General features: G+C 38.1%; 29 protein-coding genes. 6 read left to right on the top strand and 23 right to left on the bottom strand.

Features of this window, described 5'->3' with window-relative positions; all coding sequences use genetic code 11:
- Positions 1 to 112: 112 nt before the first annotated feature.
- From O7776_RS06890 to O7776_RS06880, 3 genes are read right to left on the bottom strand one after another with little or no spacing between them, the layout of a single operon-like run.
- Positions 113 to 1,231: a conserved virulence factor C family protein gene (locus tag O7776_RS06890; RefSeq protein ID WP_274309853.1), complete on the bottom strand. Its 1,119-nt coding sequence runs from the start codon at positions 1,229 to 1,231 to the stop codon at positions 113 to 115.
- A 13-nt stretch (positions 1,232 to 1,244) separates the two neighbouring features.
- The gene (locus tag O7776_RS06885; RefSeq protein WP_274309852.1) at positions 1,245 to 3,131 is read right to left on the bottom strand and encodes an ABC-F family ATP-binding cassette domain-containing protein; all 1,887 of its coding nucleotides are present in this window, start codon (positions 3,129 to 3,131) and stop codon (positions 1,245 to 1,247) included.
- Positions 3,128 to 3,760, bottom strand: coding sequence for an HD domain-containing protein (locus tag O7776_RS06880; protein WP_274309851.1), 633 nt, complete (start codon positions 3,758 to 3,760; stop codon positions 3,128 to 3,130). Before O7776_RS06880 ends, O7776_RS06885 begins: the two co-directional genes overlap by 4 nt.
- Before the next feature lie 206 nt (positions 3,761 to 3,966).
- On the opposite strand from O7776_RS06880, the gene O7776_RS06875 reads away from it, so the two are divergent.
- Positions 3,967 to 4,518, top strand: coding sequence for a hypothetical protein (locus tag O7776_RS06875; RefSeq protein WP_274309850.1), 552 nt, complete (start codon positions 3,967 to 3,969; stop codon positions 4,516 to 4,518).
- Between the two features lie 149 nt (positions 4,519 to 4,667).
- On the opposite strand, the gene O7776_RS06870 is transcribed toward O7776_RS06875, so the two are convergent.
- From O7776_RS06870 to O7776_RS06845, 6 genes are all read right to left on the bottom strand, one after another.
- Complete coding sequence (locus tag O7776_RS06870; protein WP_274310459.1) at positions 4,668 to 4,922, bottom strand: HPr family phosphocarrier protein; 255 nt, start codon at positions 4,920 to 4,922, stop codon at positions 4,668 to 4,670.
- A gap of 9 nt (positions 4,923 to 4,931) precedes the next feature.
- A complete protein-coding gene (locus O7776_RS06865) occupies positions 4,932 to 5,858 on the bottom strand; it encodes a transketolase family protein (RefSeq protein WP_274309849.1) in 927 nt (308 codons plus the stop codon).
- Entirely contained in the window at positions 5,855 to 6,685 is an 831-nt protein-coding gene (locus O7776_RS06860) for a transketolase (protein WP_274309848.1), read from the bottom strand. The genes O7776_RS06865 and O7776_RS06860 overlap by 4 nt, the downstream gene beginning before the upstream one ends.
- 63 nt (positions 6,686 to 6,748) lie before the next feature.
- Complete coding sequence (locus O7776_RS06855; RefSeq protein WP_274309847.1) at positions 6,749 to 8,014, bottom strand: PTS ascorbate transporter subunit IIC; 1,266 nt, start codon at positions 8,012 to 8,014, stop codon at positions 6,749 to 6,751.
- 24 nt (positions 8,015 to 8,038) lie between these two features.
- Entirely contained in the window at positions 8,039 to 8,299 is a 261-nt protein-coding gene (locus O7776_RS06850) for a PTS sugar transporter subunit IIB (protein WP_274310458.1), read from the bottom strand.
- Position 8,300: 1 nt separating this feature from the next.
- A complete protein-coding gene (locus O7776_RS06845; protein ID WP_274309846.1) occupies positions 8,301 to 8,750 on the bottom strand; it encodes a PTS sugar transporter subunit IIA in 450 nt (149 codons plus the stop codon).
- A 645-nt stretch (positions 8,751 to 9,395) separates the two neighbouring features.
- On the opposite strand from O7776_RS06845, the gene O7776_RS06840 reads away from it, so the two are divergent.
- Positions 9,396 to 9,548, top strand: a complete 153-nt coding sequence (locus O7776_RS06840) for a hypothetical protein (protein ID WP_274309845.1) — start codon at positions 9,396 to 9,398, stop codon at positions 9,546 to 9,548.
- 81 nt (positions 9,549 to 9,629) lie between these two features.
- Here the strand turns inward: O7776_RS06840 and O7776_RS06835 are convergent, their stop codons facing one another.
- Positions 9,630 to 11,306, bottom strand: a complete 1,677-nt coding sequence (locus tag O7776_RS06835) for a formate--tetrahydrofolate ligase (RefSeq protein ID WP_274309844.1) — start codon at positions 11,304 to 11,306, stop codon at positions 9,630 to 9,632.
- A gap of 188 nt (positions 11,307 to 11,494) precedes the next feature.
- Between O7776_RS06835 and O7776_RS06830 the strand changes: the two genes are divergently transcribed.
- The gene (locus O7776_RS06830; protein WP_241368418.1) at positions 11,495 to 11,695 is read left to right on the top strand and encodes a cold-shock protein; all 201 of its coding nucleotides are present in this window, start codon (positions 11,495 to 11,497) and stop codon (positions 11,693 to 11,695) included.
- Between the two features lie 42 nt (positions 11,696 to 11,737).
- On the opposite strand, the gene O7776_RS06825 is transcribed toward O7776_RS06830, so the two are convergent.
- From O7776_RS06825 to O7776_RS06805, 5 genes are all read right to left on the bottom strand, one after another.
- On the bottom strand, positions 11,738 to 11,974 hold the full coding sequence (locus O7776_RS06825) for a hypothetical protein (RefSeq protein ID WP_274309843.1): 237 nt from the start codon (positions 11,972 to 11,974) through the stop codon (positions 11,738 to 11,740).
- 22 nt (positions 11,975 to 11,996) lie between these two features.
- Positions 11,997 to 12,800 carry a VOC family protein gene (locus tag O7776_RS06820; protein WP_274309842.1) on the bottom strand — a complete coding sequence of 268 codons (804 nt, stop codon included), beginning with the start codon at positions 12,798 to 12,800 and terminating at the stop codon, positions 11,997 to 11,999.
- A gap of 3 nt (positions 12,801 to 12,803) precedes the next feature.
- Positions 12,804 to 13,289, bottom strand: a complete 486-nt coding sequence (locus O7776_RS06815; protein ID WP_274309841.1) for a YbaK/EbsC family protein — start codon at positions 13,287 to 13,289, stop codon at positions 12,804 to 12,806.
- Positions 13,290 to 13,358: 69 nt separating this feature from the next.
- Positions 13,359 to 14,021, bottom strand: a complete 663-nt coding sequence (locus O7776_RS06810; protein ID WP_274309840.1) for a phosphopantothenoylcysteine decarboxylase domain-containing protein — start codon at positions 14,019 to 14,021, stop codon at positions 13,359 to 13,361.
- A 12-nt stretch (positions 14,022 to 14,033) separates the two neighbouring features.
- Entirely contained in the window at positions 14,034 to 14,906 is an 873-nt protein-coding gene (locus O7776_RS06805; protein WP_274309839.1) for a LysR family transcriptional regulator, read from the bottom strand.
- Between the two features lie 167 nt (positions 14,907 to 15,073).
- Here O7776_RS06805 and O7776_RS06800 point away from each other — a divergent pair, with 167 nt between their 5' ends.
- Both O7776_RS06800 and O7776_RS06795 read left to right on the top strand, forming a co-directional pair.
- Entirely contained in the window at positions 15,074 to 15,970 is an 897-nt protein-coding gene (locus O7776_RS06800) for a DMT family transporter (protein WP_274309838.1), read from the top strand.
- Positions 15,971 to 16,375: 405 nt separating this feature from the next.
- The gene (locus O7776_RS06795; protein ID WP_274309837.1) at positions 16,376 to 17,380 is read left to right on the top strand and encodes a YecA family protein; all 1,005 of its coding nucleotides are present in this window, start codon (positions 16,376 to 16,378) and stop codon (positions 17,378 to 17,380) included.
- Between the two features lie 246 nt (positions 17,381 to 17,626).
- On the opposite strand, the gene O7776_RS06790 is transcribed toward O7776_RS06795, so the two are convergent.
- Positions 17,627 to 17,818 (bottom strand): zinc-finger domain-containing protein, encoded by a 192-nt coding sequence (locus O7776_RS06790; RefSeq protein ID WP_241368410.1) that lies wholly within the window; start codon positions 17,816 to 17,818, stop codon positions 17,627 to 17,629.
- A gap of 108 nt (positions 17,819 to 17,926) precedes the next feature.
- Between O7776_RS06790 and O7776_RS06785 the strand changes: the two genes are divergently transcribed.
- On the top strand, positions 17,927 to 18,313 hold the full coding sequence (locus tag O7776_RS06785) for a ribonuclease HI family protein (RefSeq protein ID WP_274309836.1): 387 nt from the start codon (positions 17,927 to 17,929) through the stop codon (positions 18,311 to 18,313).
- A gap of 125 nt (positions 18,314 to 18,438) precedes the next feature.
- Here the strand turns inward: O7776_RS06785 and O7776_RS06780 are convergent, their stop codons facing one another.
- From O7776_RS06780 to O7776_RS06750, 7 genes are all read right to left on the bottom strand, one after another.
- Entirely contained in the window at positions 18,439 to 19,608 is a 1,170-nt protein-coding gene (locus tag O7776_RS06780) for an MFS transporter (RefSeq protein ID WP_274309835.1), read from the bottom strand.
- 4 nt (positions 19,609 to 19,612) lie between these two features.
- Positions 19,613 to 20,011 (bottom strand): MarR family winged helix-turn-helix transcriptional regulator, encoded by a 399-nt coding sequence (locus tag O7776_RS06775; protein WP_274309834.1) that lies wholly within the window; start codon positions 20,009 to 20,011, stop codon positions 19,613 to 19,615.
- A 127-nt stretch (positions 20,012 to 20,138) separates the two neighbouring features.
- Complete coding sequence (gene coaW, locus O7776_RS06770) at positions 20,139 to 20,975, bottom strand: type II pantothenate kinase (RefSeq protein WP_241368406.1); 837 nt, start codon at positions 20,973 to 20,975, stop codon at positions 20,139 to 20,141.
- A 92-nt stretch (positions 20,976 to 21,067) separates the two neighbouring features.
- Complete coding sequence (locus O7776_RS06765; protein ID WP_274309833.1) at positions 21,068 to 22,138, bottom strand: 3'-5' exonuclease; 1,071 nt, start codon at positions 22,136 to 22,138, stop codon at positions 21,068 to 21,070.
- A gap of 247 nt (positions 22,139 to 22,385) precedes the next feature.
- The gene (locus O7776_RS06760) at positions 22,386 to 22,961 is read right to left on the bottom strand and encodes a GNAT family N-acetyltransferase (RefSeq protein ID WP_274309832.1); all 576 of its coding nucleotides are present in this window, start codon (positions 22,959 to 22,961) and stop codon (positions 22,386 to 22,388) included.
- Positions 22,962 to 23,005: 44 nt separating this feature from the next.
- The gene (locus tag O7776_RS06755; protein WP_274309831.1) at positions 23,006 to 23,872 is read right to left on the bottom strand and encodes an alpha/beta fold hydrolase; all 867 of its coding nucleotides are present in this window, start codon (positions 23,870 to 23,872) and stop codon (positions 23,006 to 23,008) included.
- A gap of 216 nt (positions 23,873 to 24,088) precedes the next feature.
- Positions 24,089 to 25,264: a hypothetical protein gene (locus O7776_RS06750; protein WP_274309830.1), complete on the bottom strand. Its 1,176-nt coding sequence runs from the start codon at positions 25,262 to 25,264 to the stop codon at positions 24,089 to 24,091.
- Between the last annotated feature and the right edge of the window lie 2 nt (positions 25,265 to 25,266).

Genomic DNA, 25,266 nt, shown 5'->3' with positions numbered 1-25,266 from the left:
TCGTTACTTATGCTTTATGGTTAAAAACTCATTTTAAATTCAGTTTTATCAAACACAAAAAACCTATTAAGCAAATTTAAACTGCTCAATAGGTTTCAATATTTTCAAAAGATTATTTACGGCTTTCCGTCATTTGCTTCCAAACAGAGCCTTTTGCTTCCTCGCCGCCCTCAATACGCGCTAACGCCATTTTCGCCTGCAATTTCACTTCAAACTCTTTATCGGTACTCGCAATTTTTAAAGCCTCTACCGCTACTTCTGTTCCTACTTCATATAAGTACATTGCCGCTCGCCAGCGCACTAACTTATTTTTATCCGTTAGTGCTGCAATCATTGCAGGTTCAAAGCTTTCTAGACCTAGATCACTCATACAATCCCCTGCTGTTCGACGCACGGCCGTACTCTTATCATTCAGTGCTTTCGTCAACGCTGGAACGACCGCCTCGTCCTCAATCATTCCTAAATATACCGTAGCAAGACGACGAATTGACATTTGCTCATCTTCTAACGCTTTTTCTAATAGCGGAATATCCTTCACTTCGGGGTCAGGTAGTTGGTCAAGCAGTTGGAAGCGCTGTTGCCAATCCTCTACTTGCATGTATGCTTCAAGCGTTACTTCTTTTCGTTCTAGTGCAGCTGTTACAACTTCGGTATTGACGTTTTCGACAATCGATTCCACACGGTCTTGTGGGTATAGCGCGTCCACTTCTTTTAATACTTCCTGTGCCACTTGCTCTTTTTCACCGTAGCGCACGCCGAAGTCCACCCATTTACGCTCTAAAATGAAGTTGTCTTCTGCCACTTTAAATTGTAGCTGCTTAAACGCAATCGTAAAACGGTCGCCTGCGCTAATACGTATTTCTCCTTCACCATCAAATGCTTTAATTTGCAGTGGAATGGCCTTGTACATTTGTACGTGTACATTTACTTCTCCGTAATGCTCGTTAATTTGCTGTTCCTTACCTTCAGCCTCTTCGCCACCAATGGCACGACGAATATCGGCTAAAATATTTTCCCATGCATATTTCGCATTACGCTCAATTGCTAAAAAGTTCGATACGTGATAAATACCCTTCACACCTTCAACTGCAAAAATCCCTTGTAATTCAGAAGAAGCCTCGTGAATATTGTCTTTTGTATAGTTAAAACTTTTGCCAAATGGTAAGTCTTGATCAATAATAACCTTCATCGAATTTGGACTTGGTGTTGGTTCGATTGATAATATTTTCATATAGTAAACGCTCCTATCCATTTACAATTTCGTCCAAATAGCTCCAACGCTCAATTAATTGCTCGTATTCGCTATTGTAAGTTTCTAAATCTCCCGTTAATTGCTGAAGCTTTGTAAAATCTGAGCCAGCTGTAGAAATTTCTTCTTCCGTCTGCATGATTTTTTCTTCCATTTTGGCAATGTCATCCGAAATTGTCTCCCATTCCTTTTGCTCTTTGAATGATAGCTTTTTCTTTTCGGATTTTGGCTTTTCGGCTTTCGGTTTTTCTTGTTTCACTTCTTTTGCGACTTGTTGCTGCTCAATTTCTTTTTTCGCTAGATAGTCTGTGTAAACATCCAGGCTTTCTGACACTCCGCCCTGCCCATCTAAAATCCAAAGCTTTTTCGCAATACGATCTAAGAAGAAACGGTCATGTGAAATTGTAATAACAACGCCTGGGAAATTTTCGATAAAGTCTTCTAATACACCTAGCGTTTCGATATCTAAATCATTCGTCGGCTCGTCTAGTAATAGCACGTTCGGTTGCTCCATAAGTAAGCGCAGTAAATGTAGACGTTTACGCTCGCCACCTGAAAGCTTACTAATTGGTGTGCCATGTACATTTAACGGGAATAAGAAGCGTTCTAGCATTTGTGATGCAGAAAAACGTTCACCGTTTGCATCGGTAATATCATTCGATGCTTCACGCACATAGTCAATCATACGCGCTTTTTCGTTCATCGCCGGTAATGCCTGCTTAAAGTGTAAACGTTTAACTGTAGAACCTACAACTACTTCGCCTTGATCTGGCTCGATTTCGCCAGCAAGCATGTTTAGTAATGTTGACTTCCCGTAACCGTTCGCACCGATAATGCCAAAACGGTCCCCTTGCTGTAGTAAAAAGCTGAAATCTTTAATAATTGTGCGGTCGCCATAAGCTTTTGTAATGCCATCTGACTCCAACACCTTTTTGCCAAGACGTGATGTAGCTAAGTTCATTTCAAGATCTGTTTGCTCACCTGAACGATCAATCGAATCATCCAATGCCTCAAAGCGCTGAATACGAGCTTTTTGTTTTGTTGTTCGTGCCTTTGCACCGCGGCGAATCCACTGTAATTCAGAACGATAACGATTGCGTAATTTTGCTTGTGTTGCTGCTTGCATTTCCTCACGAATCGCACGTGCTTCTAAGTAATCTCCGTATGAACCAATATGGCGGTATAATGTTTGATCCGCTAATTCGTATATATGTGTTGCCGTTTCATCTAAAAAATATCGGTCATGGGTAATGAAAATCACCGCGCCTTTTAAACGCGATACCATTTCTTGTAGCCACTCCGTTGATGCGACGTCCAGATGGTTGGTAGGCTCGTCTAATAAGTAGAGATCTGCTGGTTCAATTAATACTTTTGCGAGGGCCACACGCTTTTGCTGACCACCAGATAAAGAAGTTACTTCCTTATCAAACATATCAATGCCAAGCTTTGTTAACGCTTGTTTTGCTAATGCGTTTACATCCCATGCATTGTCCGTGTCCATTTGCTGCTGTAGGCGGAACAATTCATTTTGTAGCTTTTCGGATGTTGGATCATTCGCAAGTGCCGTTACAATATCCTCATATTGACGGTTTAATTGTAAAATTGGCGAATCCCCACTGAACACTGCCTGTAATACCGTTACATTTGCTTCAAACTGTGGGTCTTGCTCTAAATAAGCAATACGGTATTTATTTGGGTGGTCAAGCTCAATAGCATCCGCATCCTGTATACCAGCTAAAATGGATAATAGTGTCGATTTCCCTGTGCCGTTAATCCCGATTAGACCTGCGCGCTCCCCTTCATAAATAGTAAATTCAATATTTTGAAATAGCGTTTTATCGCCAACTGTTTTTGTTAAATTTGATACGATTAAATGACTCATGAAATCCCGTCTCTTTCTTTTTTAAGCTGCTGTAAAAATTGTACCATAAATGCATGACGCCCTTCAGCCATTTCGCGCCCTCTTTCTGTCACCATTAAATCCTTTAATAAGAGGAGCTTTTCATAAAAATGTGTGACGCTGGCCGTTGATTTTTTACGGTACTCTTCTAACGTCATTTCTTCACGAGCTTCCTCCGCATCATCATACAATTTACGTCCCTTTGCCCCGCCATAAGCGAATGTACGTGCGATTCCCACCGCACCAATCGCATCCAATCGATCGGCATCACGCACAATTTTTGATTCGATGGTTGTTGCTGGCAGCTCATTGCCACCGTTAAACGATACTTCAGCAATGACCGTTTGAATGTGCTGGATTTCTTTGTCTGTTAAGTTAAGCGCCTGTAAAATACGATTTTCATCCTCTTTTGTCTCTGCGTATTTCGAATCGCTCACATCATGTAATAACACCGCTAAACGCACGATTTTTTCGTTTGCTTGCGGCTCTGCTTTTAAAATTGTTAACGCATTTTCATATACGCGTTCGATGTGCTGAAAATCATGGCTTGCGTCCATTTTTTCATAAATTTCTTTTACGAGTGTCTCACATTTTGTAATTTGTTCGTTCATTTCATCACCATTTTCATTTGTACTGTTCTCTTCCTTAGTTTACCACGAATCGCGCGGGCTCGGGTCTTAAAGCGCACGCAAATGCTCCGAAACGCACATGAACCCCATGTTTCGATAATGATTTCTATTTTTCATAATATTCCATATATTTGAAACTTTCATCATTTTAATACGTATATAAGGAAATGACTTAAGGGGGAGTTTTGATGTTAAATAAAAAATCAACACGTGCCAAAATTGGTATTATCGCAATTGCAGTTGGATTCATAGGCATTATTTTCGCTTTTTTCTTACCGACTGTTATGACCGAGACATTGCATTTTAGTAAAGACAACATCGTCTTACTGACACCGAAAAACAACTTAATCATTTCACTTACTTCGCTTGTTTTGATCGTTGCTACACTGATCTTACTGGCATTAAAGCATACAAAACTTACGTACAGTCTAGCGACACTCATGATCATTGCAATCATCGGCTTTTGTGGCTGGACGCTAACGAATTATAACGCGATTCAAAACGAACAAATTATTTTGAAATCCTATAATAATGAGCAAATTGTTATGTGGACCGACATACAGGCCGTCATTTACGAGTACAATTACGAGCTTCCCTATGGTAAATACATCTTCCAAACTGCTAATGACGAAATCACGATTCATGAAACCATGAAATTCGGTACAGAAGAGAAACAAAGGATATACAGCAATGCGCGAAGTATGGATATCGCTTTTATCGAGCGGGAGAGTTCAGAATAATGTAGCAGGTAAAGAAAAGAGGTAGCGAGATTTGAGGTTGGGGATATTTTGCTAAAGCAATATTAGAGCAGTCGCGCAATGACAGATTCTTAGGGTTTCTGTCATTGCCGTTGTCCGCTATTTTCAAAACAAATGCTTATTAAGAATATCTAAGCGTGAAAAAAATCATCTAACTTTGTAAAAAGTTCAACTTCTGCTGTTTCCTCTCCAGTTAAAGTAATCGTTAATTTATCGCCTTTTTTTGCACCTAACGTCATGATATAAATCATGCTTTTGCCATTGACACGTTTACCTTCTTTGTCAATTTGCACATCTCCTGAAAAATCTTTCACTAACTGCACAAACTGCGAAGCCGGACGAGCATGTAGCCCTTCTGAAAATGGAATTGTATACGTTTTATTTATACTGATCCCTCATTTCGCTAATAATTTTTTTATTGTTTCAGCTATACAGTTTGCACTTAAACCATTAGCCTCTAAAAGTTCAGCATCTGTGCCACATCCTGAAAACGCATCCTTCACACCTATGCGTGTTACATACTTTGGATTTTGTTCACTTAAAATTTCTGCTACAATACCACCTAAGCCACCACGAATATAATGTTCTTCCACGGTTACTACTTGTGTACACAAAGCTGCATGCTCTAATAATAGCTTCGTGTCAAAGGGCTTAATCGATGGCATATGTAGATGTGTCACCATGTTCGTTTGAAGTTGCTCCAAGGCAAGCTTCACTTGATAGGTCATGGTCCCTGTAGACACTACAAGTATAGGACCGCCATCTGCCAAAACTCTTCCTTTCCCTAACTGAAACGGCTCTCCACCTAAAAAAGGCGGAATGGTCTCGTCACGAGATACACGCAAATACATGGGTCCATCTGTTTCGTACATTATTTTCATTGCACTAGCTAACTCTTGTGCATCAGCCGGTGCAATGACACTCATATTTGGAATTGTAGAAAACATGGTTAAATCCTCCAACGAGTGGTGCGATTTTCCTGTATTACTAGTTAATAAGCCACTATAGCTACCAATTAGTTTTACATTTGCATTGGTTTGTGCAACACTGACTACAATTTGATCGAATGCTCTCTTCGTTAAAAAGGTTGCAAAACTGCATACCCATGGCTTAACACCAACATGTGCAAGCCCTACTGCAACACCTACCATATTTTGTTCTGCAATTCCCATTTGGAAAAATGCAGATTCTTTAACCATCAGCACATGATCTAATTTAGTCGAATTTCCTAAATCCCCATCCAGCGCAACCACTCTAGAGTCTTGTTGTACAAGCTGCGATAAAACTTGGCCAAATGTATTGCGAAGACTTTCACCTTTCATCTACACTCACCACCTACTTCAAGCTGTAGAAGTGCCTGGTCTAGCTCCTCGTCATTTGGGGCTTTGGAATGCCATAAATAGTTGTTTTCCATAAAGGATACACCTTTACCTTTTACCGTTTTAGCAATAATAGCTATTGGTTGATTCGTACGGTTTTGCTTACTTTGTTCAAGCACTTTTTGTAGCGATGCAATACTATGACCATCGACCTCTTGTACAAGGAAGCCAAAACTTTTAAATTTCTCGGGTAAATGTTGATCGGGCGGAAATACTTGATTCCCTTCATACCATCCAAATTGCTGTAATCCATTGCAGTCAACAATAACCGTTAAATTGTTTAACTTGTAGCGTGCTGCTATAGAAGCGGCTTCCCACACTTGCCCTTCCTGTGACTCACCATCACCAAGGAGTACAAATACATGAAATGATTGTGATAAATATTTTGCTCCCATCGCCATTCCAACAGCTGTTGATAGCCCTTGTCCTAATGAGCCCGTCGACATATCTAAACTTTCAAGCCTCGTCATATCCGGATGAGCCTGCAAACGCGAATCAAAGCTATCAAATGTTTTAAGTTCCTCCATTTCAATTAAGCCACGTTCAGCTAACGTACAATATAACCCAAGTGCTACATGCCCTTTTGATAATACAAAGCGATCACGCATTTCATTTCCATTCAAATTCAGCTGATCAAAATATAAAACTGTCAAAATATCCACCGCAGACAATGAGCCTCCAACATGACCCTGTTTTTTATAATGCGCTGTTTCTATAATTTTGCGACGGATGCTAACTGCGTGGTTTTCAAGTTGTTGAATCGAGATCATCACATTCATCCCCTTTAAAAAATAACCTTCCTCTTTATTCAGAAGAAGGTTAATTTTTTGCTATTAGCCAAATAGGCTAGCTATATACCCAATAATAATTCCTATAATACCAAAATCCGTATCACCGAAAGTTGTATTTGCAAAGCCTAAATCCCCTAATACTGGTAGTAAAAATGCTGGGATGAAACTAATTAAAATACCATTTACAAACCCACCTACTGCCGCACCTACACGACCACCCGTTGCATTTCCAAATACTCCTGCACCTGCACCTGTAAAGAAATGCGGTACTAAACCAGGAATGATTAATGCCATTGACAATCCACCAAGGACCGCCATTGAAACTAATCCTCCTGCAAAGCTGAATAAAAATCCTATTAATACAGCTGTTGGGGCATATGGGAATACTATTGGTACATCTAATGCTGGTTTAGCGCCCGGAACTAACTTATCAGCAATCCCTTTAAACGCCGGGACGATTTCGTTTAATATCATTCGAACCCCTAATAAAATGATGGACAAACCAGCTGCAAAAGTTAACCCTTGAATAATACTAAACATAATAAAGTTTTGACCTGCAGAATATTCGTTAACAATTTCAGATCCAGCTAAAATTGCGATAATCACAAAGATTGCGATCATTGTTAACGCCGTTGAAAGCAAAGAATCTTTTAAGAAAGCCCATTTATCCGAAATTTTGATATCCTCTGTAGACTTTTCTTTATTACCGATTGCTTTCCCAACTAAACCTGCAACAACGTAACCTGCTGTTGAGAAATGCCCCATTGCCACGTCGTCATTACCTGTTACTTGACGCATGAATGGCTGTGCAATCGCTGGCATCACTACCATTAAAAACCCTAAAATAATTGAACCAACAATTACTAACCATGCACCATCAAGCCCCGCTGTACCAAGAACTGCGGACAATAATGCTGCCATGAAAAATGTATGGTGTCCTGTTAAAAATATATACTTCATCGGGGTGAAACGAGCAAAAATAATATTCATAACAAAACCAAATCCCATGATTAATGCTGTTTCTGTTCCAAATAATTTTTGCGCTAAAGCTACTACCGCTTCATTATTTGGAATAACGCCTTGAATATTAAAGCGATCTTCAATGATTCCCCCTAAAGACTCTAAAGAGCCAACAATGACACTTGCACCTGCGCCAAGAATTAAGAAACCAATAATACTTTTCAATGTTCCAGATGTAACTTTAGAAAAATCAGCGCGTTGAGTAACTAAACCAATGAAAACAATAAGACCTACTAATACAGCCGGAATACTTAATATCTCATTCATTAAAAACTCAATAAACGCCATGTTAAATCCTCCAAACAAATTAGATTATTGTAATGCCGCTTCTAACTTTTCACGCACTTCTTTTGTGTCAGCGATGTTTTTAATCGCTACTACCGGAACAGTCCCACCAGCTAGTTGTCGCCCAAATTCTTCATTTGTGAAAATGAAATCTGCTTTTTCACTACCCGCAGTACTAAAATCAGTCGTTTGAACATCTGCTTTGATGCCTTTTTCCTTTAATACTTTTTCGATTGTCATTTTTAACATCATTGAAGAGCCAAAGCCCATACCGCATACTGCTAAAATCTTAATTTAACTCACCTCCCCCGTTGAACATTTTGTATACTTCATCCACAGAAGTAGATGATAATAATTTGTTCACTAACGCCTCGTCTGCAATAACTTCTGCAATTTTTTGGAGCATCTCAATGTGTAAGTTTTCATCAACTGCTGCTAAACAAATTACAAGTTGAAATGGTTTTTCAGAATCAAATTCCACACTTTTTCTTAGCGTTAATACTGAAATCCCTTGTTCAAGCACCCCATCTTCAGGTCGCGAATGCGGTAATGCTACATTTGGTGCAATTAAAATATATGGTCCTAATTCATGAATATTGCGAATCGTTGCCTCGATATAACTTTCCCGAATTTTTCCTGTATCTATCAAAAGTTGCCCCGCTTTTTTTATTGCATCTTCCCAACTAGCTGCATCTTGCTGGAGCAAAATCGCATCTTTCTCCAATAATTCACGTTGCAAAAAAATCCCCCTTTTTTTTTTTCCGCTTAATTAATCCACCATTGCAATTCTTTAGCTGCTTGAAAAAAACAAAGATCAACATCTCATAAACTTGAAAAATCATTGCAATATTTGAGGATTTTTATCAATGGCCATCTTTCATTTTTTTAAATAGTCTTTATTTACCGGATTAATAAACAATTAATTTTGTGAATATCGGATATTTATCATTAATAATCATCATTTTATCTATAGTCCTTCTTATTATTTAAAGGTATGCAGCTCCACCGAATAACATCCATATTTAAATATTCCCATTAGCGAGATTTGAATTTAGGGATTCATCACCATATATAGCCGATTTCATTTTTTCATAAGTAAAACATCCAATATGCATTTTTGTGCAACTGATTAAACATAATAAATAATGTATGTCTTTATCATTAGTCATAACAATTTCGATTAATTATGCAGCTTACTCAGTTGGATAATAAATTCGAATTTGGTACAAATCCATTAGTCAACCATAAAATACTCGCTAAATAATCATTTTTGTACTTTAAACAACTTTTTTGTCGGAAATGTGAACATTTATATTGATTTTTATAAAATCAAGACATATAATAGCAATAAGAAGACATAAAGTAGAAAAAGGGAGTGTTTATTATGAGAGCTATTCAAATACAACAACCACATGTTATGAGTGACAAAGAACGTAAAGGATTATTAGTAATCTCACCAATTTTAATCGGTTCAGCTGTTTATGGAGCAAGTTGTGCATATATGGTAATCACACACTTCTTCGGTTTAATGTTCTAAAAAGGATTTGAATAAATTGACTAATGGTAAAGCATAAAAAAACGTATTCGCGATATTTACACGAATACGTTTTTTTGTTAATTAGAATAACCCAACGGCGCTACCGTCTTCAGCTACGTCCATACGTAAAGCTGCTGGTTGTTTTGGTAAACCTGGCATTGTCATAATGTCACCAGTTAAGCACACTAAGAATCCTGCACCAAGTTTTGGAATAATTTCGCGAATTGTTACGACAAAATCTGTTGGGCGTCCGAGTAAGCTTGGTTGATCCGATAATGAATATTGCGTTTTTGCCATACAAATCGGCAAGTTATCCCAGCCATTTTTTTCAATCGTTGTTAATTGTTTTTTCGCCGCGTCTGTTAATATTACGCCTGTTCCACCATACACCTGTTGTACAATTTTTGTTAACTTTTGTTCAACAGTTTCTTGTAGCTCATATAATTGATGGAAATCGTTGGGCTGCTCAATTACTTCCAGCACTTGTTTTGCTAGCTCAATTCCGCCTTTTCCGCCCTCTTCCCACACATTTGTACGAGCGATTCGAACTTCATTTGCCTGAGCCCATTCTAATACGCAGGCTAACTCAGCTTCCGTATCTGTAATAAAACGATTTAATGCGATGACAGGCTCCAAACCAAAATTACGAACGTTTGCAACATGCTGTGCTAAGTTTGCAATTCCAACTCTCAATGCCTCTACATTTTGAGCAACTAACTCCGTTTTTGCTACGCCGCCGTGCATTTTAAGTGCACGAATTGTCGCAACAATAACAACAGCGCTTGGTTTAAACCCTGCTTCACGTGCTTTAATATTTAGGAATTTTTCTGCCCCTAAATCTGAACCAAAACCTGCCTCTGTAATGACAATGTCTGCCAATTTACGCGCAGTTTGTGTTGCGATAATTGAGTTACAGCCGTGCGCGATGTTCGCAAATGGGCCACCATGAATTAATGCCGGCGTACCTTCGATTGTTTGTACTAAGTTAGGATTTAATGCTTCCTTTAAAATTAACGTTAACGCACCTTCTACTTGCAAATCGCCAACTGTTACTGGCTGACGGTCATATGTGTAGCCAATTAATATACGTTTTAAACGTTCCTTTAAGTCCTGAATGCTTGTCGCTAAACAGAAAATCGCCATGATTTCAGACGCAACCGTAATATCGAAGCCATCTTCACGTGGAACACCTTGTAATGGGCCACCTAAACCAACTGTCACATGACGTAATGCGCGGTCGTTTAAATCTAATACACGCTTCCATATAATACGGCGTGGGTCGATGTTTAGCGCATTGCCTTGGTGAAGATGGTTGTCGATTAATGCTGAAAGCGCATTGTTCGCTGTTGTGATCGCATGGAAGTCCCCATTGAAATGAAGATTAATTTGCTCCATTGGCAATACTTGAGCGTAACCACCACCTGTTGCACCACCTTTTACACCCATTACAGGACCTAATGATGGTTCACGTAAAGCTACCATAACACTTTTATCTAATTGATGTAAGGCATCTGCTAAGCCAACAGTTACAGTTGATTTTCCCTCGCCCGCTGGAGTCGGGCTAATTGCTGTAACTAAAATGACTTTGGCATTTGCATCGCCTAATACTTTGCTAGTGTCAATTTTTGCTTTAAAGCGTCCGTATTGCTCCACTGCATCTAACGGAATACCCGCTTTTTCTGCAATTTCCACAATCGGTTTCATTGTCGCTTCGTTTGCAATTTCAATATCAGTCAAAGGTTTCGTCGTAGTTGTCATGATTTACCCTACTTTCTATCATAGTTGCTTCTTATTATAGTCTGTTTTGTCTATGTTGATAAACAAAAATCCTATGTTAAATCGACAAATTATTGACATCAATCGCATATTTATTATATAGTTTATTCGTAATATTCTGTAACTTTGCGTTTTCAATTGAATTTTGACAGTATCGGAGGAGATGGCGAATGCACCAAGGCACTGTAAAATGGTTCGACAATGAGAAAGGGTATGGATTTATAGAATGTGACAATGGCGAAGATGTATTCGTACACTTTACTGGCATAAAAGAGGAAGGCTTCCGTACGTTAGATGAAGGACAGGCCGTAGAATTTGAAGTTATTGACGGCGTACGCGGTGCACAAGCTGCGAATGTCATGAAAAAATAAATCAAGCCGTAAACGCGCACAATGGCCGTTTACAGCTTTTTTTTATTTCTCTACTATCACAAAGTCCTTGTTACTTTTTTTATCATTAAAAGTTGCTAATACATTTGTAATTTTACCAATATAGTGGGAAGGCTCATCATTACCTTCCTCATAGACAAAAATATCGTAATCTGTGCGATTCGATTTTTTTACAATTACGTTTCCTGTTGCCGTAGTAAAACCTACAAATTCGCTGTTGTTTAATGCTTGTAATGCCTCTTGCTTCGTTAAATTTGCCATGAATATGCTCCTTTAATATGTATTATCGTGTTGACATTTCATATGTAGCGCCGTCATACTCAATCGTTTCGCTAACTTTTGCCCCTGTCAACACAAGCTTTTGTATGCCATAACCATGGTCAAGCATATAATCCCATACGCGTCCAATACCTATAGGACATTGGAATACGAGTTCAATATTCGGTAATTTCACCGTCATACTTTGAACATTGTCTTCAATTTTAGTATGTTCTACTACAGTTGCCTCGCAAAGTGTTGCCATTTGCGTGACCGCGACAAAATTTGGTACGACAAAATGGAGTTCTGCTAATTGTAAGTCCCCAGATTGATGTGTTGCCAGTACTCCTTGCTCAGTAAGTAAGCTACGGCGCTGTTCATCATCCTCGTCCCACTGAATGAAAAATGGAAATTCGATTGTTGATTTTGGATAACCCACATATAATAATTGCCAACGAACTACTGAACCATCTTCACGTGTTCTTGAATATTGAGTTGGTCCAAATACTTCTAGACCTGCTTCAGTAAATTTTTTTGCATCTTGTTCAATCGTCGTTGTTCGAATCGCAAAGCGTTTTAACCCAACTTGGCGACGATTGGCAAAGCTTGCATGTAAAGAATATTTCTCGCCCGCTGCCTGCTCAAATAAGGCTTCATCAAAAATGCCTATACACTCTATGTAGCTTAAATCAAAATAGCTTAGCGCGTTATATGTACCCCACATTTCGTGTTTACCGCCCATAACGGTGTGAATGCCTTCATTTTGCAAACGTTCGACTGCAAACTCTGGCTTTTCTACAAAATGGACAACATGATCAAATAGATACATTTCCTAGTCCTCCGTCTCCTGCCAAGCTTTACAAACGTCAACCCAAGTGCTAGCAACTGTATAACGCTCTAATTCATCACATGTTAGCTCTATCGCAGAATTGGCACTGCCACAAGCCGGAAAAACGGTCGTAAAACGCTTTAACGACACGTCTAAAAATACTGATAAATCATTCTCTAACGCAAATGGACAAACACCACCTACAGGATGCCCCGTTAAGACTGCTACTGTTTCAAAATCAAGCATTTTCGCCTTTAAGCCAAATTGTTGCTTAAATTTACTATTATCAATTTTCGCATCCCCTGCCGCAACAACTAGTAATCCCTTATCATCAGAACTATGGAAGGATAATGTTTTGGCAATACGAGCAGGTATAACATTTAGCACATTAGCCGCTTGCTCCACGGTTGCGCTACTTTCGGTAAATTCAAGTACGTCCTGTAATCTTCCTTGCGTTTCAAAATACGCCTTTACTGATTGAATCGACATGTCTAACACCTCGTTTAAATAAAGAGAATATTCCAATTATATCATAAACTTGTGTCAAATATGGCTCTCTTATTTTAATAAGTCCATTAGTGCCTTAGCAGCGTCCTCTTTGCCGTCTCTTTTTATAGCAGCTCCAGTTTTAGAAATAATCAAATGTGGTTCCATCGCACCGTACAATGATTTTGAACTGTTCGCAACCATATAATCTGCGTTAGCTGCTTGCATTCGCGTTGTAGCACGTTCGATTAAAAATTGTTCATCTTCCGTCGCTTCTAATTTAAAGCCGATTAGTGTCGTATTCGGTGCCCAATTTTTCACTTGCGCTAAAATTTTCGGCGCCTTTTTAAAGTGAATAATCGGTGGTTCATCAGATGGCATTTTTCCTTTTTCCGTAAGCTCATTCCCTGATTGGTCAAACACTTTGTCGATTATCCAATCAGAGCCAGCGACTGCCATAATAACATAATCAATGTGCTCCGTTTCGACAATTTGCTTTAATGTCTGCCCTAAATCCTCAATTCCTTCAAATTTTACAAGTCGCATTTGCTCCTTATGCTCCGGTAATTGTGTGAAAATCCCGTGCATATAGATGACTTCTGCATTTTTTGCATAGGCCGCCTCTGCTAAATAGCAGCCCATAGTTCCTTTCGATAAATTCGTATGGCCACGCACATTATCCCACTTTTCAAATGTACCCCCACTAGTAATTAATATCTTTTTCCCTGATAACATTCATATCCCCCACTATTGTTTAACTGACGCCAGCCATTGCTCTAATACTTCAACAAATTTTTTCGACGCCGGTGATAATTTTTGTTTTGTTGATAATCCTATTGTACGAAAGCTTTCCTGTAACAATGGTACCGCTTTCACATTTTGCGGCAACATTGCAACGGCCATTTCCGGCAAAATACTAATTCCCAAATTATGCTCTACCATTGCTACAATCGCCTTTTCATCGAATAATTCAAAACGAATATTCGGACGAATGCCGTACTTTTCAAAATTCGATATAACATCGTTTGTTCCTTTATAGGACGGCATAATAAATGGCAGGTTTTCAATTTCTAATAAATCAATTGCAGTATTATCATATAGTGGACTTTCATTTGAGACAATACATAATAGTGGATCGCGCTTTAATGGTAAAAAATCAAATTGCTTCGAGCTTGTACGGTTTAAAAAGCCACAATCCACTTCACCATTCAAAAGCCACTGCTCAATTTCATAATAATCCCCTTCACGTAGCTCAATTCTTATTCCAGGATAAAGTGAATCCATAATCGGAATAATATTCGGCATCCAATGGGTTGAAATGGTCGAAATTAAGCCAATTCTTACAGTCCCTTTATTTACCCCTAAAATATTTGAGGCAGCCTGCTGAAGATGCTCTTGTGCGGTCAAAACTTTTCGCATTTCAATTAACATTTCTTGCCCATCCTCCGTCAACTTGACACCATTTCGATTGCGGTGAATTAAATTAAAACCAAACTCTTTTTCAAGGCTAGAAATCGCATGACTAATTGCAGATTGCGTCAAACCAAGTAGTTCCGCAGCTTTTGTAAAACTTTGTACCTCTGCAACTTTATTTAAAATTTCATATTTCACTATACTCATTTCAATTTACCCCAATTTAATCTTTTAGACATGAATTTTTTTCATATTTATCATTATAAACATTCGTTTTACTAATCACAACATCCAGTTTATAGTGTATTATAACAGTGCTAAATAATTGGTTTAGCTAACAAAAAACATTATTTTAACGAAATGTGGTGACATCTTTGAGTTTACAAGGTAAAGCAAATATTTTGATGGTGATCGTGACATTGTTTTGGGGTCTTTCCTATACGTTCATGGTGATTGGTTTAGAAGTATTAGAAGCGTATAATGTAATTGCACTTCGATGCATCATCGCATTTATTATTGCAGGGCTAATCTTTTTACCAAAGATGTTGCGCGTAACGAAAAAAACAATTTATTATGCATCCATTCAAGGCATTTTATTATTCACAGTTTTTGCACTTTCATTATTCGGCTTAAAAACAACATCTGCTGGAAATGCAGGCTTTATTTTAAGCTTAACTGTAGTATTAGTGCCAATCTTCACTAGTTTTTTAGATAAGCGCTTGCCATCACGCGCTGTAAGTTTTGCTATTGTAGCAACGATGATTGGGATTACTATTTTAACATATAACGAATCATTAGCTTTCCAAACTGGTGATATTTTAGTTGCAATTGCAGCGGTTGGCTATTCAATTTATTTAATTTTAAATAGCAAATTCACGAAGGATGTTGAATCCATTTCTTACGGCGTTTATCAATTAGGTGTGGCAGGTGTACTTGGCGCAATTTTTACTCTGGCACTGGAAACACCAAAATTACCGACAACATCACTTGGTTGGGTAGCAATTTTAGGATTAGGTGTCATTTGTACAGCATTTTGTTTCGTTGCACAAGCTGTATTACAACAGTACACATCCCCTACTCATACAGGGCTAATTTTCTCATTAGAACCAATTTTCGCCGCTATGTTTGCAGTCATTTTCCTTGGTGAAGGATTAACAACCCAACTACTCATCGGTGGCGCATTCATTTTAATCGGAAACTTTGTTGCACAGCTTGAACAATTTTCGTCAGCCAAAAAATTGGCGCAATTGGAATCACAATCTTCTATCTAGAATCTATTAGCGACTGATAAAAAATAGCTAATAGATTTTAAGCCTCTGGCAGATGTCTCAGATTTTTTGAAGGGTTTTTAAGAGGATGTCAGCCTAAAAGCATTACACCCTGTGACAACGGCTTACTGACTCACTCCCTGTGGCCCTAAGCTCGAATAAATCTGGACATAAATTATGCCAATGCGTAATTTATATATTATGGGCATAGCATAATCTCGCTATGTCCTATTTATTTTACTTTTTAGTTCTATTTCTATTCATTATTTACTATAATTAAAAAAGCGCTATTTTCTGATTGTTTGCAATAGATAATCAGTTTTCTTAATAACATTCTGACGGTATTATTAAGAATAGCAATGCTTGCACCACAAGTATTTAACAAGTTGTATTAAAGGAAGTGTTACAATGGTTGGACGAAATGACCCATGCCCATGCAATAGCGGAAAAAAATACAAGAAGTGTTGTGAAGGTAAAACTCAAACAACTTCTACAACAATTTTCCAAGAAGAAATTGAAAACGTACTACAAACTTTCTATACGAGCTATCCAGAGAGAAAAGACATTCGTGAGTTTATCGAGCTAGTACAAGCTTGGGCACCAAAACTAGAGTCAAAGTTACAAAAAGAATTAGTAGAAGCTGTTGCATTAGATGAATTTTTCTTCCATAAGCGCCCTGAAATTTGGACAAATTACTTAGCAAAAATGTCGAAGAAAACGGTTCGCCCATCTATGATCGAGCTTTTAAAAACGTGGGAAAAACCAACATTCTTTATCGGCACAGTTGAAACGGTAGAAGATGAATACTTCACAGCGGTTTCAGCGATGGATGGCACAGTATACAACATCAAAAAAGAAAGCCCTAAACCAATCCCTCTTGGCATGCGTGTATTTGCATTCCTACTGCCAGATGGTACAAACAAGGAAAACCATGTATTAGCGGTTTCTACATTAATTTTCTTCCACAAAGAGCATGCGATTTCATTTGAAGAATTCACAGCTGCTTACAAAAAGAGCGGCCTAAGCGTGGAGCAATTCACAAAAGAAAATCACCTATTACTATGGGAAGGTTTAGTGGAAAATGGCTACGAGGGCGAAGAGTTCACGCCATTCGAACAAGAGGTTGTTGAGCAATTAAAAGCTTTCATGGCTGACAAAGGTATCGACAATGACAGCTTTGTTGCAATTGTTGAAGATTACCTAGTGGAAAAAGAACCATCTGCTCGTAAAGCTGGGGCAATTGCTGCAGGTGCCATCCGCTTCGGTCAAGACCACGACTTATTAGGTCAAAAATTCACGGTAAAAGATATTGCTGAAAGCTTTGGCATTTCAGCATCATCATTAAACAAATACCACCAAGAGCTAACGGCTTTCCACGAAGACAAGCAGTTAGTAAAAGTAGGGGCTAACTAATAGTTCCCAAATTAAAACCGTTTTTGGAAAGCTACTTGTTTTCTAAAAACGGTTTTTGCTTTTTAAATGTAGAACCGTGCCAAAATAGTGCTAATTGTTGTTATTTTCATTTGTATTCCCGCGAAAAAGTTAATCCCTCAAAAAAAAAAGCCCACCAGCAGCTACTATTGGCAGCAATTGGTGGACTGTTTCCCTTTAATATATAAAAAAACTATTTTCAATAGTTATATTAATGTTAAAAAATTATTATTTATCACTAAACTTCATTATTTCTTGGCCTAAAAATTGAAGTTGCTCCCCCACTGTACAGCTTTCTATACAAAAAAGATGAGCACCCTGCTTTCCTCGCTTTTTTCGTAAATCACGAATTACAAGGCAATCGACACAATAGGTATCCGTCAACTCATCTATATCTTTCATTACGTTTATTTTATTCACGTATCGAACCTCCTTAAAGCTGTTTCCCTATTGTACGCTATTTTTTTGATTTCTCCAACTGCCGCCCATTTGCTATACTAAAATCAGTAACGTAAAGGAGCATTCTTCATGTTAGAAGTATATATTGATGGTGCGAGTGCCGGTAATCCTGGTCCGAGTGGCATTGGCATCTTTATTAAAGGCGAAGGTCATCTTATTAAATTAAATGAAGCAATCGGCATGACGAACAATCATATCGCCGAATTTACCGCGCTCGTTCGTGGTTTAGAGGAAGCGAAAAAGCTCAAAACGAATTTTGTATGGCTTCACTCAGATTCTAAAATTGTCGTGAGCTCAGTCGATAAACGCTACGTAAAAAACGAAGAGTTTAAGCCGTTTTTAGAACAAGCCTTACAACTCATCGACGAATTCGAACTTTTTTTCATTAAATGGATTCCAGACAAAGAAAACAAGGCTGCTGATGCACTCGCACGTGAAGCAATTTTAAAAAATTAGAAAAACACATTTCGTGCCAAATAGCGCGAAATGATGTCTTTCTTATGTGGATTTCCCTGAAACAAGTTATACTTTCCTATCCACCAAAAACTAAACGGGCAAACAAGTCGTTGCCCGTTTTTACATTATCCCATTCTTTTACTACGTACAAAAAACAGTATATACACCACAAAAACAATTACTAGTAAAAATGCCGATAAATAATACACCGTTGCGTAGCTTAATGAAACCGCGATAATCCCAAGCACATAGGAGCCGAGCGCAATACCTGTATCAAATAGCGTGAAATAAGTAGCCGTCGCGTAGCCAGTGCGCTCGGGGGATGTCGACTGAATACATAATGACTGAAAACTTGTCGTTAGTGTGCCGTAGCCCGCACCAATAAATACAGCCGAAATTAAAAAGATCCACGTATTACTAGCATTTGCTAAAATCACGAGCCCAATCGTAAATAAAACGAAAGACGGAATGATAACAAATTTTGCACCGAGCGTATCGTATATTTTACCCGTAAGTGGTCGAATCGAAATCATCGCTGCCGCAAATACCGCATAAAAATAGCTTGCTGCGGCGAGTAAATTTTGTTGCTCTGCATATACCGATAAAAACGACAGAACACTCGCATAAGCAAAGGCAATTAAACTAGCAAGAGCCGCAAGAGGCAACGCTTTTTTCTCAAACAAATCATGAAAACCGAATTTAAAATTTCGCTCAACATGTGCTGGCTTCGGTAAATCATTTGTTTGTACAGTAACGGCAAGCAGCGCTCCAATCATGACAATAACAGACAGCACAATAAACAACACATCAAAATTCGCATATTGCACAATGAGTAATCCGACAAACGGCCCTAATACAACCGCTAAATTTGTTGACATTGTAAAATAACCCAGCCCCGCCCCTTTTCGGTTTGCAGGTATAATATCCACAGCAAGCGAACCAGCCGCTGTTGTTGCAATACTAAACCAAATCCCTTGGAAAAAACGTAACGCAAGCAGTAGCACATATGGTTTAAAAAATACATACAGCACCGTACTTAGCAAATAAAACACGATACTCACTACTAATAATCGTTTTTTCCCAAACATATCGAGTAATTTACCACTGAATGGGCGCATGAAAATCGCAGATAGTAGAAAGACAGTAACCAGTAATCCTGATGCGTCATCGGACTTCCCTAATACGCCCATTGCATATAGTGGCAATGTCGTCACGAGACCATAAAACACGAAAAATACAGCCATATTCGTAAAAAATAGGCTTATAAATCGTTTTGTAAATATTTTTTGTTCCATTTCATTAACCTTCTAACTTTTTTAATAGTTCCATTAACTGCTGCTCTTCTTGCTGTGATAGCTGCTGTGTGATTTTGGCTTCGAACGCTAAAACGGATGCCTCTACATGCGGAAATTGCTCCTTTGCAAAATCAGATAATGCAATAATTTTCTCTCGTTTATCGGCTCCCTCTACTCGTACAATCCAGCCTAACGTTTGTAAGCGTGTTGCCGTGCGTGTAATCGTCGGTGCTTCAACGTTTAAATACTTCCAAATTTCCGTTAGCGACATCGGTCCATTTTTATGTAGCAAAAACAGAATTGACCACTGTGAATGAAAAAGTCCGTGTTCCTTTAATGCTTCATTTAAATGATTGACTAACTGCCGGTTTTTTTGGAAAAACATATGAAATAGTGGATTCATCGTAATCACCCCTAATTATTTACCTAGTTAAATATTATTTACTTAGTTAATATTACGCCTCTCGAAGTTTTTTGTAAAGTACAAAAAAAGCACATAAACTAAATGAATTAGTTTAAATGCTTTCGAATTATTGTTTATTATGCTCGCGAATATTTTGAAGTGCCCCAATAGCGCCTGAAAACCCGCAATCTGATAAGAAAATCGGTGTATGCTTTTTTAAGACGGTGTAATGTTCAATGACTTGTTTGAGTTGCTCATTGTTAGTTAATGTGGAGCCTATGTAAACAATGTGCTCTGCATTATGCTGATCGGCTAATTGAATACTTAACGTTGTAATGACTTCACCGACTAGTCCTTGTGTTGTCGCAAGTATGTCATTTTGAGCAAAATCAAGTTGTTCTGTAATACCCACTTTCCCGAAATTACTTGCCGTTAAGTTGCCATCAATCGGCGTATCCATACCTTGATAAATATCTTTGACGAGTAAATCAATTCCTCCACGCTGTCCAAGGGAAGCATGCGATTTAATTTCTTCAAAGTCTGAAATTCCCGTCATAATTGTAGCTAAACCGATTAATGTACCACCACCAATACCTGTACCACCAACACGCATATGCTGATTACCGTCCATATAGTGAATCGAGGTGCCTGTTCCAATATTTGTAATAATACTTTGTTCGATTGTATGGCCCTCTTTTTCCAATAAGTAGCGCACGCCTTTTAATGTTGCTTCAAATTCTACAATATATTCAATCGATTTCATCGTTTTTAACACGTCTCGTAATTGCTCTGTACGTCCACCTGTTAACCCGATTTCTTCTACTTGAGGATGCTGCTCTAACCATTGTTTTACTAGATCCATTTCATTTGATGGAAAGACTGTTAATGTAAGCTCTTGTTGTTCATTTAAATACGCAAGCTTTGTCAACGTACCCCCTGTGTCGATTCCAATCCATGTTGACATAAAACTATTCTCCTTTGTACTTCCCGCTTGTAATTCCCTACTTAACTATAATAGCGTAACGTATGAACGCAATAAAGTGAAAAATAATTCCCTTATACTTCTACCAGTTGTTTCTCAATTAACGCACGTTTATAAAACTCATCTACGAATGCTTGTTCATATTTACGAATTAAACGCATTAATTTTGCTTCAAAAGAATGCGTAGACTCATCCACCAAATTAAACTTCGAAACAATTTCTTCCGATTCGATAATATTTGTTAAAGTCATCACTTCTGTTTTTGGCAATGTTACATGATGTAATTTTAATATTTTTGACACTGAACGCAATGCCGAGCGTGAAATTAATATCTTTCCTGGCACATCCTCTGCAAGCTGCTGTAAAAATTGCTTCGCATCATGGCTTGATTTAATCGTAATTTTTTCGCTTACTTGGACTTCGCCATCCTCTTGAGTACGTTCAATTGACTGTACTGTATATGGTAACTCTTCACGGAAGGTATTCATGGCATGCACTTGCACTTGCCCATTGATAACCGAACAGTTTGTCACGGACATTACAAGATCAAATGTTGTTTCAAGCATGCGGAAATTCGTTAAAAATAATGTGAATTCATTTGTTTGTTGTTGCTGTATGATTGCATCGCCGTTTACCTCTTTAAATATTGCTAGTAGACTAACAGCATCTGCCAAAGCACGGTGTTGCGTTTCGATTTCTAGTCCTAGCTGCTCCATTAATCCACCTAATGAAGGCTGCTCCTTAATCCCTTGTGCAATCATATATTTCTGCTGGAAGTCGATAATCGGATAGAGACAATCTTTGTTTATGTAATTGCGTGTTAACTCTTCTTCTAACACTTTACGATCAAACTCTCCGAATGTTAAAAATACATAATCTTGCTTACACCAACGCTTAAATTTATAAAATGCCTCTTTAAATGAAGGTGCATCAATTAATTGCTCAGTTGTAATGCCCGTTAGCTGTTGTATATGTGCATTTAATTTTTTGAATTTATACGGCTGGATCAACTGTGTAAATGTCTCCGTAGTGCCGTCTGGTAGCCATTTGATCGCCCCGATTTCAATAATATATTGCTTTCCTCGTATGAGCGCTGCCTCAATATCTACACTTATATATGTTTTTGTTCGTCCCAAAATTTTCACCTACTATAATTTTACCGATAGTATCTTAAAAAAGTATCTTTTCCTATTGTAGCGGAATTCACTTCCAAAAACACGACAATGTTCTTATTTACATCACAATTTGTGAGAAAAGGCATGAAATAATGTGATTATCAAAAACGTAAATGTTGAATTTTTGTTCTTTATAGTATAGTAATAATTTTATAGAGAAACCAAATACCCGTTACGTTGAAATGTAACGGGTTAGAGTATAATGGACGGATTGAGATTATAATAACTGATCAAGAAATCTAGCTTTCACCTGCTGCCAATCATCCATTACGATACTATACATAACGGTATGACGAATCGTGCCGTCTTTTTTAATCATATGATCGCGTAGAATACCTTCTTTTTGCGCACCGATTCGCTCAATCGCTTGCTGTGAGCGCAAATTTTCATGACCTGTTTTAATTTGTACTCGGTTTAACTGCATGCTTTCAAAGCAATGCTGCAATAATAAAAACTTACAATTTGTATTAATTGCCGTACGCCAGACGCTCGGATTGTACCAAGTAGCCCCAATTTCTAAACGCTTATGTGGGATTGAGATATCTAAAAATGATGTACAGCCTACAAGTGTGTTTGTTTGCTTATCTATCACAACAAATAAATATGAAATACCCTGTTTGCGTTCTTGAATCGCTTTTTGAACATAATTTTCTACCGAAGTTCGATCTAGTAAAGTGACCGACATATGCCCCCAAATTCGCACATCATTTGCTGCAACAGTGATCGCCTCTATATCCGTTAGATCGACCGGTCTTAATCGTACAACTTCATTTTCTAATACAATATTATCCACTTTTTCGTCCCCCGTTAATGCGAGCCAGCATATGCTCTTAAGCGTTAAGCATGCTTTCCCTCACTTGTTTTCTGTTCATTAAAGATTGTTTCTACAAACTGCGCAAATGCTTTTTCTTCCTCAATGCATGGATGATGATTACTTTCTCTAAAAGTCGTGAGTGTGGCATTTCCAAGTAGTGTTGCCGCTTCCTCTGCGTATTCATAAGGGCATTGTTCATCGTATAACCCACCGTAAATATAGGCTTTCGTTTTTACATCTGGTAATTGTGGGCGTAAATCATAGGTCGGCAACTCCTCATATGAAAAATAATCCAGTCTTTTCGAAACTGTTTTCCCACTGTTCGGACGACTCACCATATTGTCATAGCTTTGTTCCTTATAAAGTGACATGAGCGCCCATTCCTTTGAACCCGCTTGTCGTTCTTCAATTGTTGAAGCTGGGTTTTTCAACATAGCCATGATTTCTAAAATCCGTTTGTTGTTCGGGTTTTCCTTGCAATACATACTTCCAACATGACGCATATAATCCGAAGATGCACATAGACCGCCCGCTACGATAAAGTTTAAACTTTCGGGATGCATGATCGCATATTTTAAAGCCAGCATTCCACCTGTCGAATGCCCAGCAAATCCCCATGTTTCAATATGTAACGTATGACGAATTGCTTCTAAATCTTTCACACTATCTTGCAAACTAAAATTATATTTACTTGTATCATCAGTTGAATGACCACAGCCACGTAAGTTCACTAAATAGACCTTATAGAACGGCTGAAACATCTCTGCAAAACGATTGCCATTTGCGTTAAATTCACTATATAAATGCGTGACACAAATTGGATCGCCTTCCCCCGATATAAACACTTCAAATACACCATTTTCTGTTTCAATTAGTTGCTGCTCCCACATAAAAACACCGCCCTAACAGTTAATTTAATATTCTGATAAAATTTTCTCCTATTTTGAGTATGAATGCAATACCCTCTTGTGTCCTACTGGATTTGAAATGAGAAACATCGATTCCACGAATAATAGAAGCTATGCGCATTTTCGGGTGTTCCGTACTAAAAATATTAATAAAAAAGACATCGGATAAAAAAACTCCGATGCCTTTATCATTCCCTATTAATCTAGCTCTTCATATACCTGCGATATTGCCAACGCAAAGTTATGTTGCTCTGAAATAGGCTTGATTAACCCACTGTATAAAGTTTCTCCTGATTCCGCATCAATAATAAACAATAGCTGGCCCTCAGCTGCCTGCGCTGAAATATATAGCTTATCATTCGTCCATTGCATATTAAATAACGCAAGGGGCAGTACTTCATATGGTGCATCTAATGAGAACGGTTCCCCCCATTCCTTGTGCCCTAGATTATAACGATTCACAATAATTTTGCCATCATTAATGCCCGCGCGAATAAATTGATGATCTCGTACAACCATACGCGATTCGTCAGCTAACATCTCTTTTGGTACATCAAATGCCTGGACTTCATTTGTCTCTAAATTTAATACTTTAAAACGCTGAGAAAGCACTTTGTATTGATTCAGGTTTGCATCATATTCACTTATGCCATATACTAAATATTTTTCAGATGCTAAATTATTATATTCAGAATAAAAGTTAATGCTCGTTCGAATTGCTTCATCACTATGAATCTTTTCAATTATTGTATCACTCGTTACTTGCTTGCTCTTCAAATCAATCGTTGTGAGGTGTACTTCTTCATTGCTCATTTCGCTCGCGTGATTCATTACAAGCTTTAGATCATTGCCGAGGATTTCTATGTGCTGTAGAATAATCCAATTTGCAGGTGATTTAAGTATACTTTCAACGGTAAACGATTGTACGCTGTCATCCGCCTTATTTAAAATGTCTACCTTATAAGTTAAATTATCCCCTACCGCTAATTCCCAAACATTTTCAGGTACACTCACGTAAATGAGCTGTTCCTCATCCTCATAAAAACGATTGGCATCAAGCACTTTACCGCGCATGAAGCTTTTATGCTCATCAATCAATTGCTTATACATAAGTGATGTAGGACGCTCATAAAACGAATAACGTTGGGCTTTCATTTCCCCATTTGTAATTAAAAACGGGCTATAATGATAGTTCGACGCTCTTTGGATATTACCCTCGATGGCAAGATTATTTACATAACGTTCATCACCGGTAATTTTTTCAAAAGTTACACGATAATTATTGTTTGAAGCACTTGCTACTTGTATGTAATGCGTGGCAAGTGTCGCTACAATGACGGTTACAATAACAATTAATGACCAATATTTTTTCATCA

The organism is Solibacillus daqui, assembly GCF_028747805.1.
Taxonomy (GTDB): domain Bacteria; phylum Bacillota; class Bacilli; order Bacillales_A; family Planococcaceae; genus Solibacillus; species Solibacillus daqui.
Note: the sequence above shows the minus strand (reverse complement) of the source record. Positions and strands in the feature narration are given on the sequence as shown.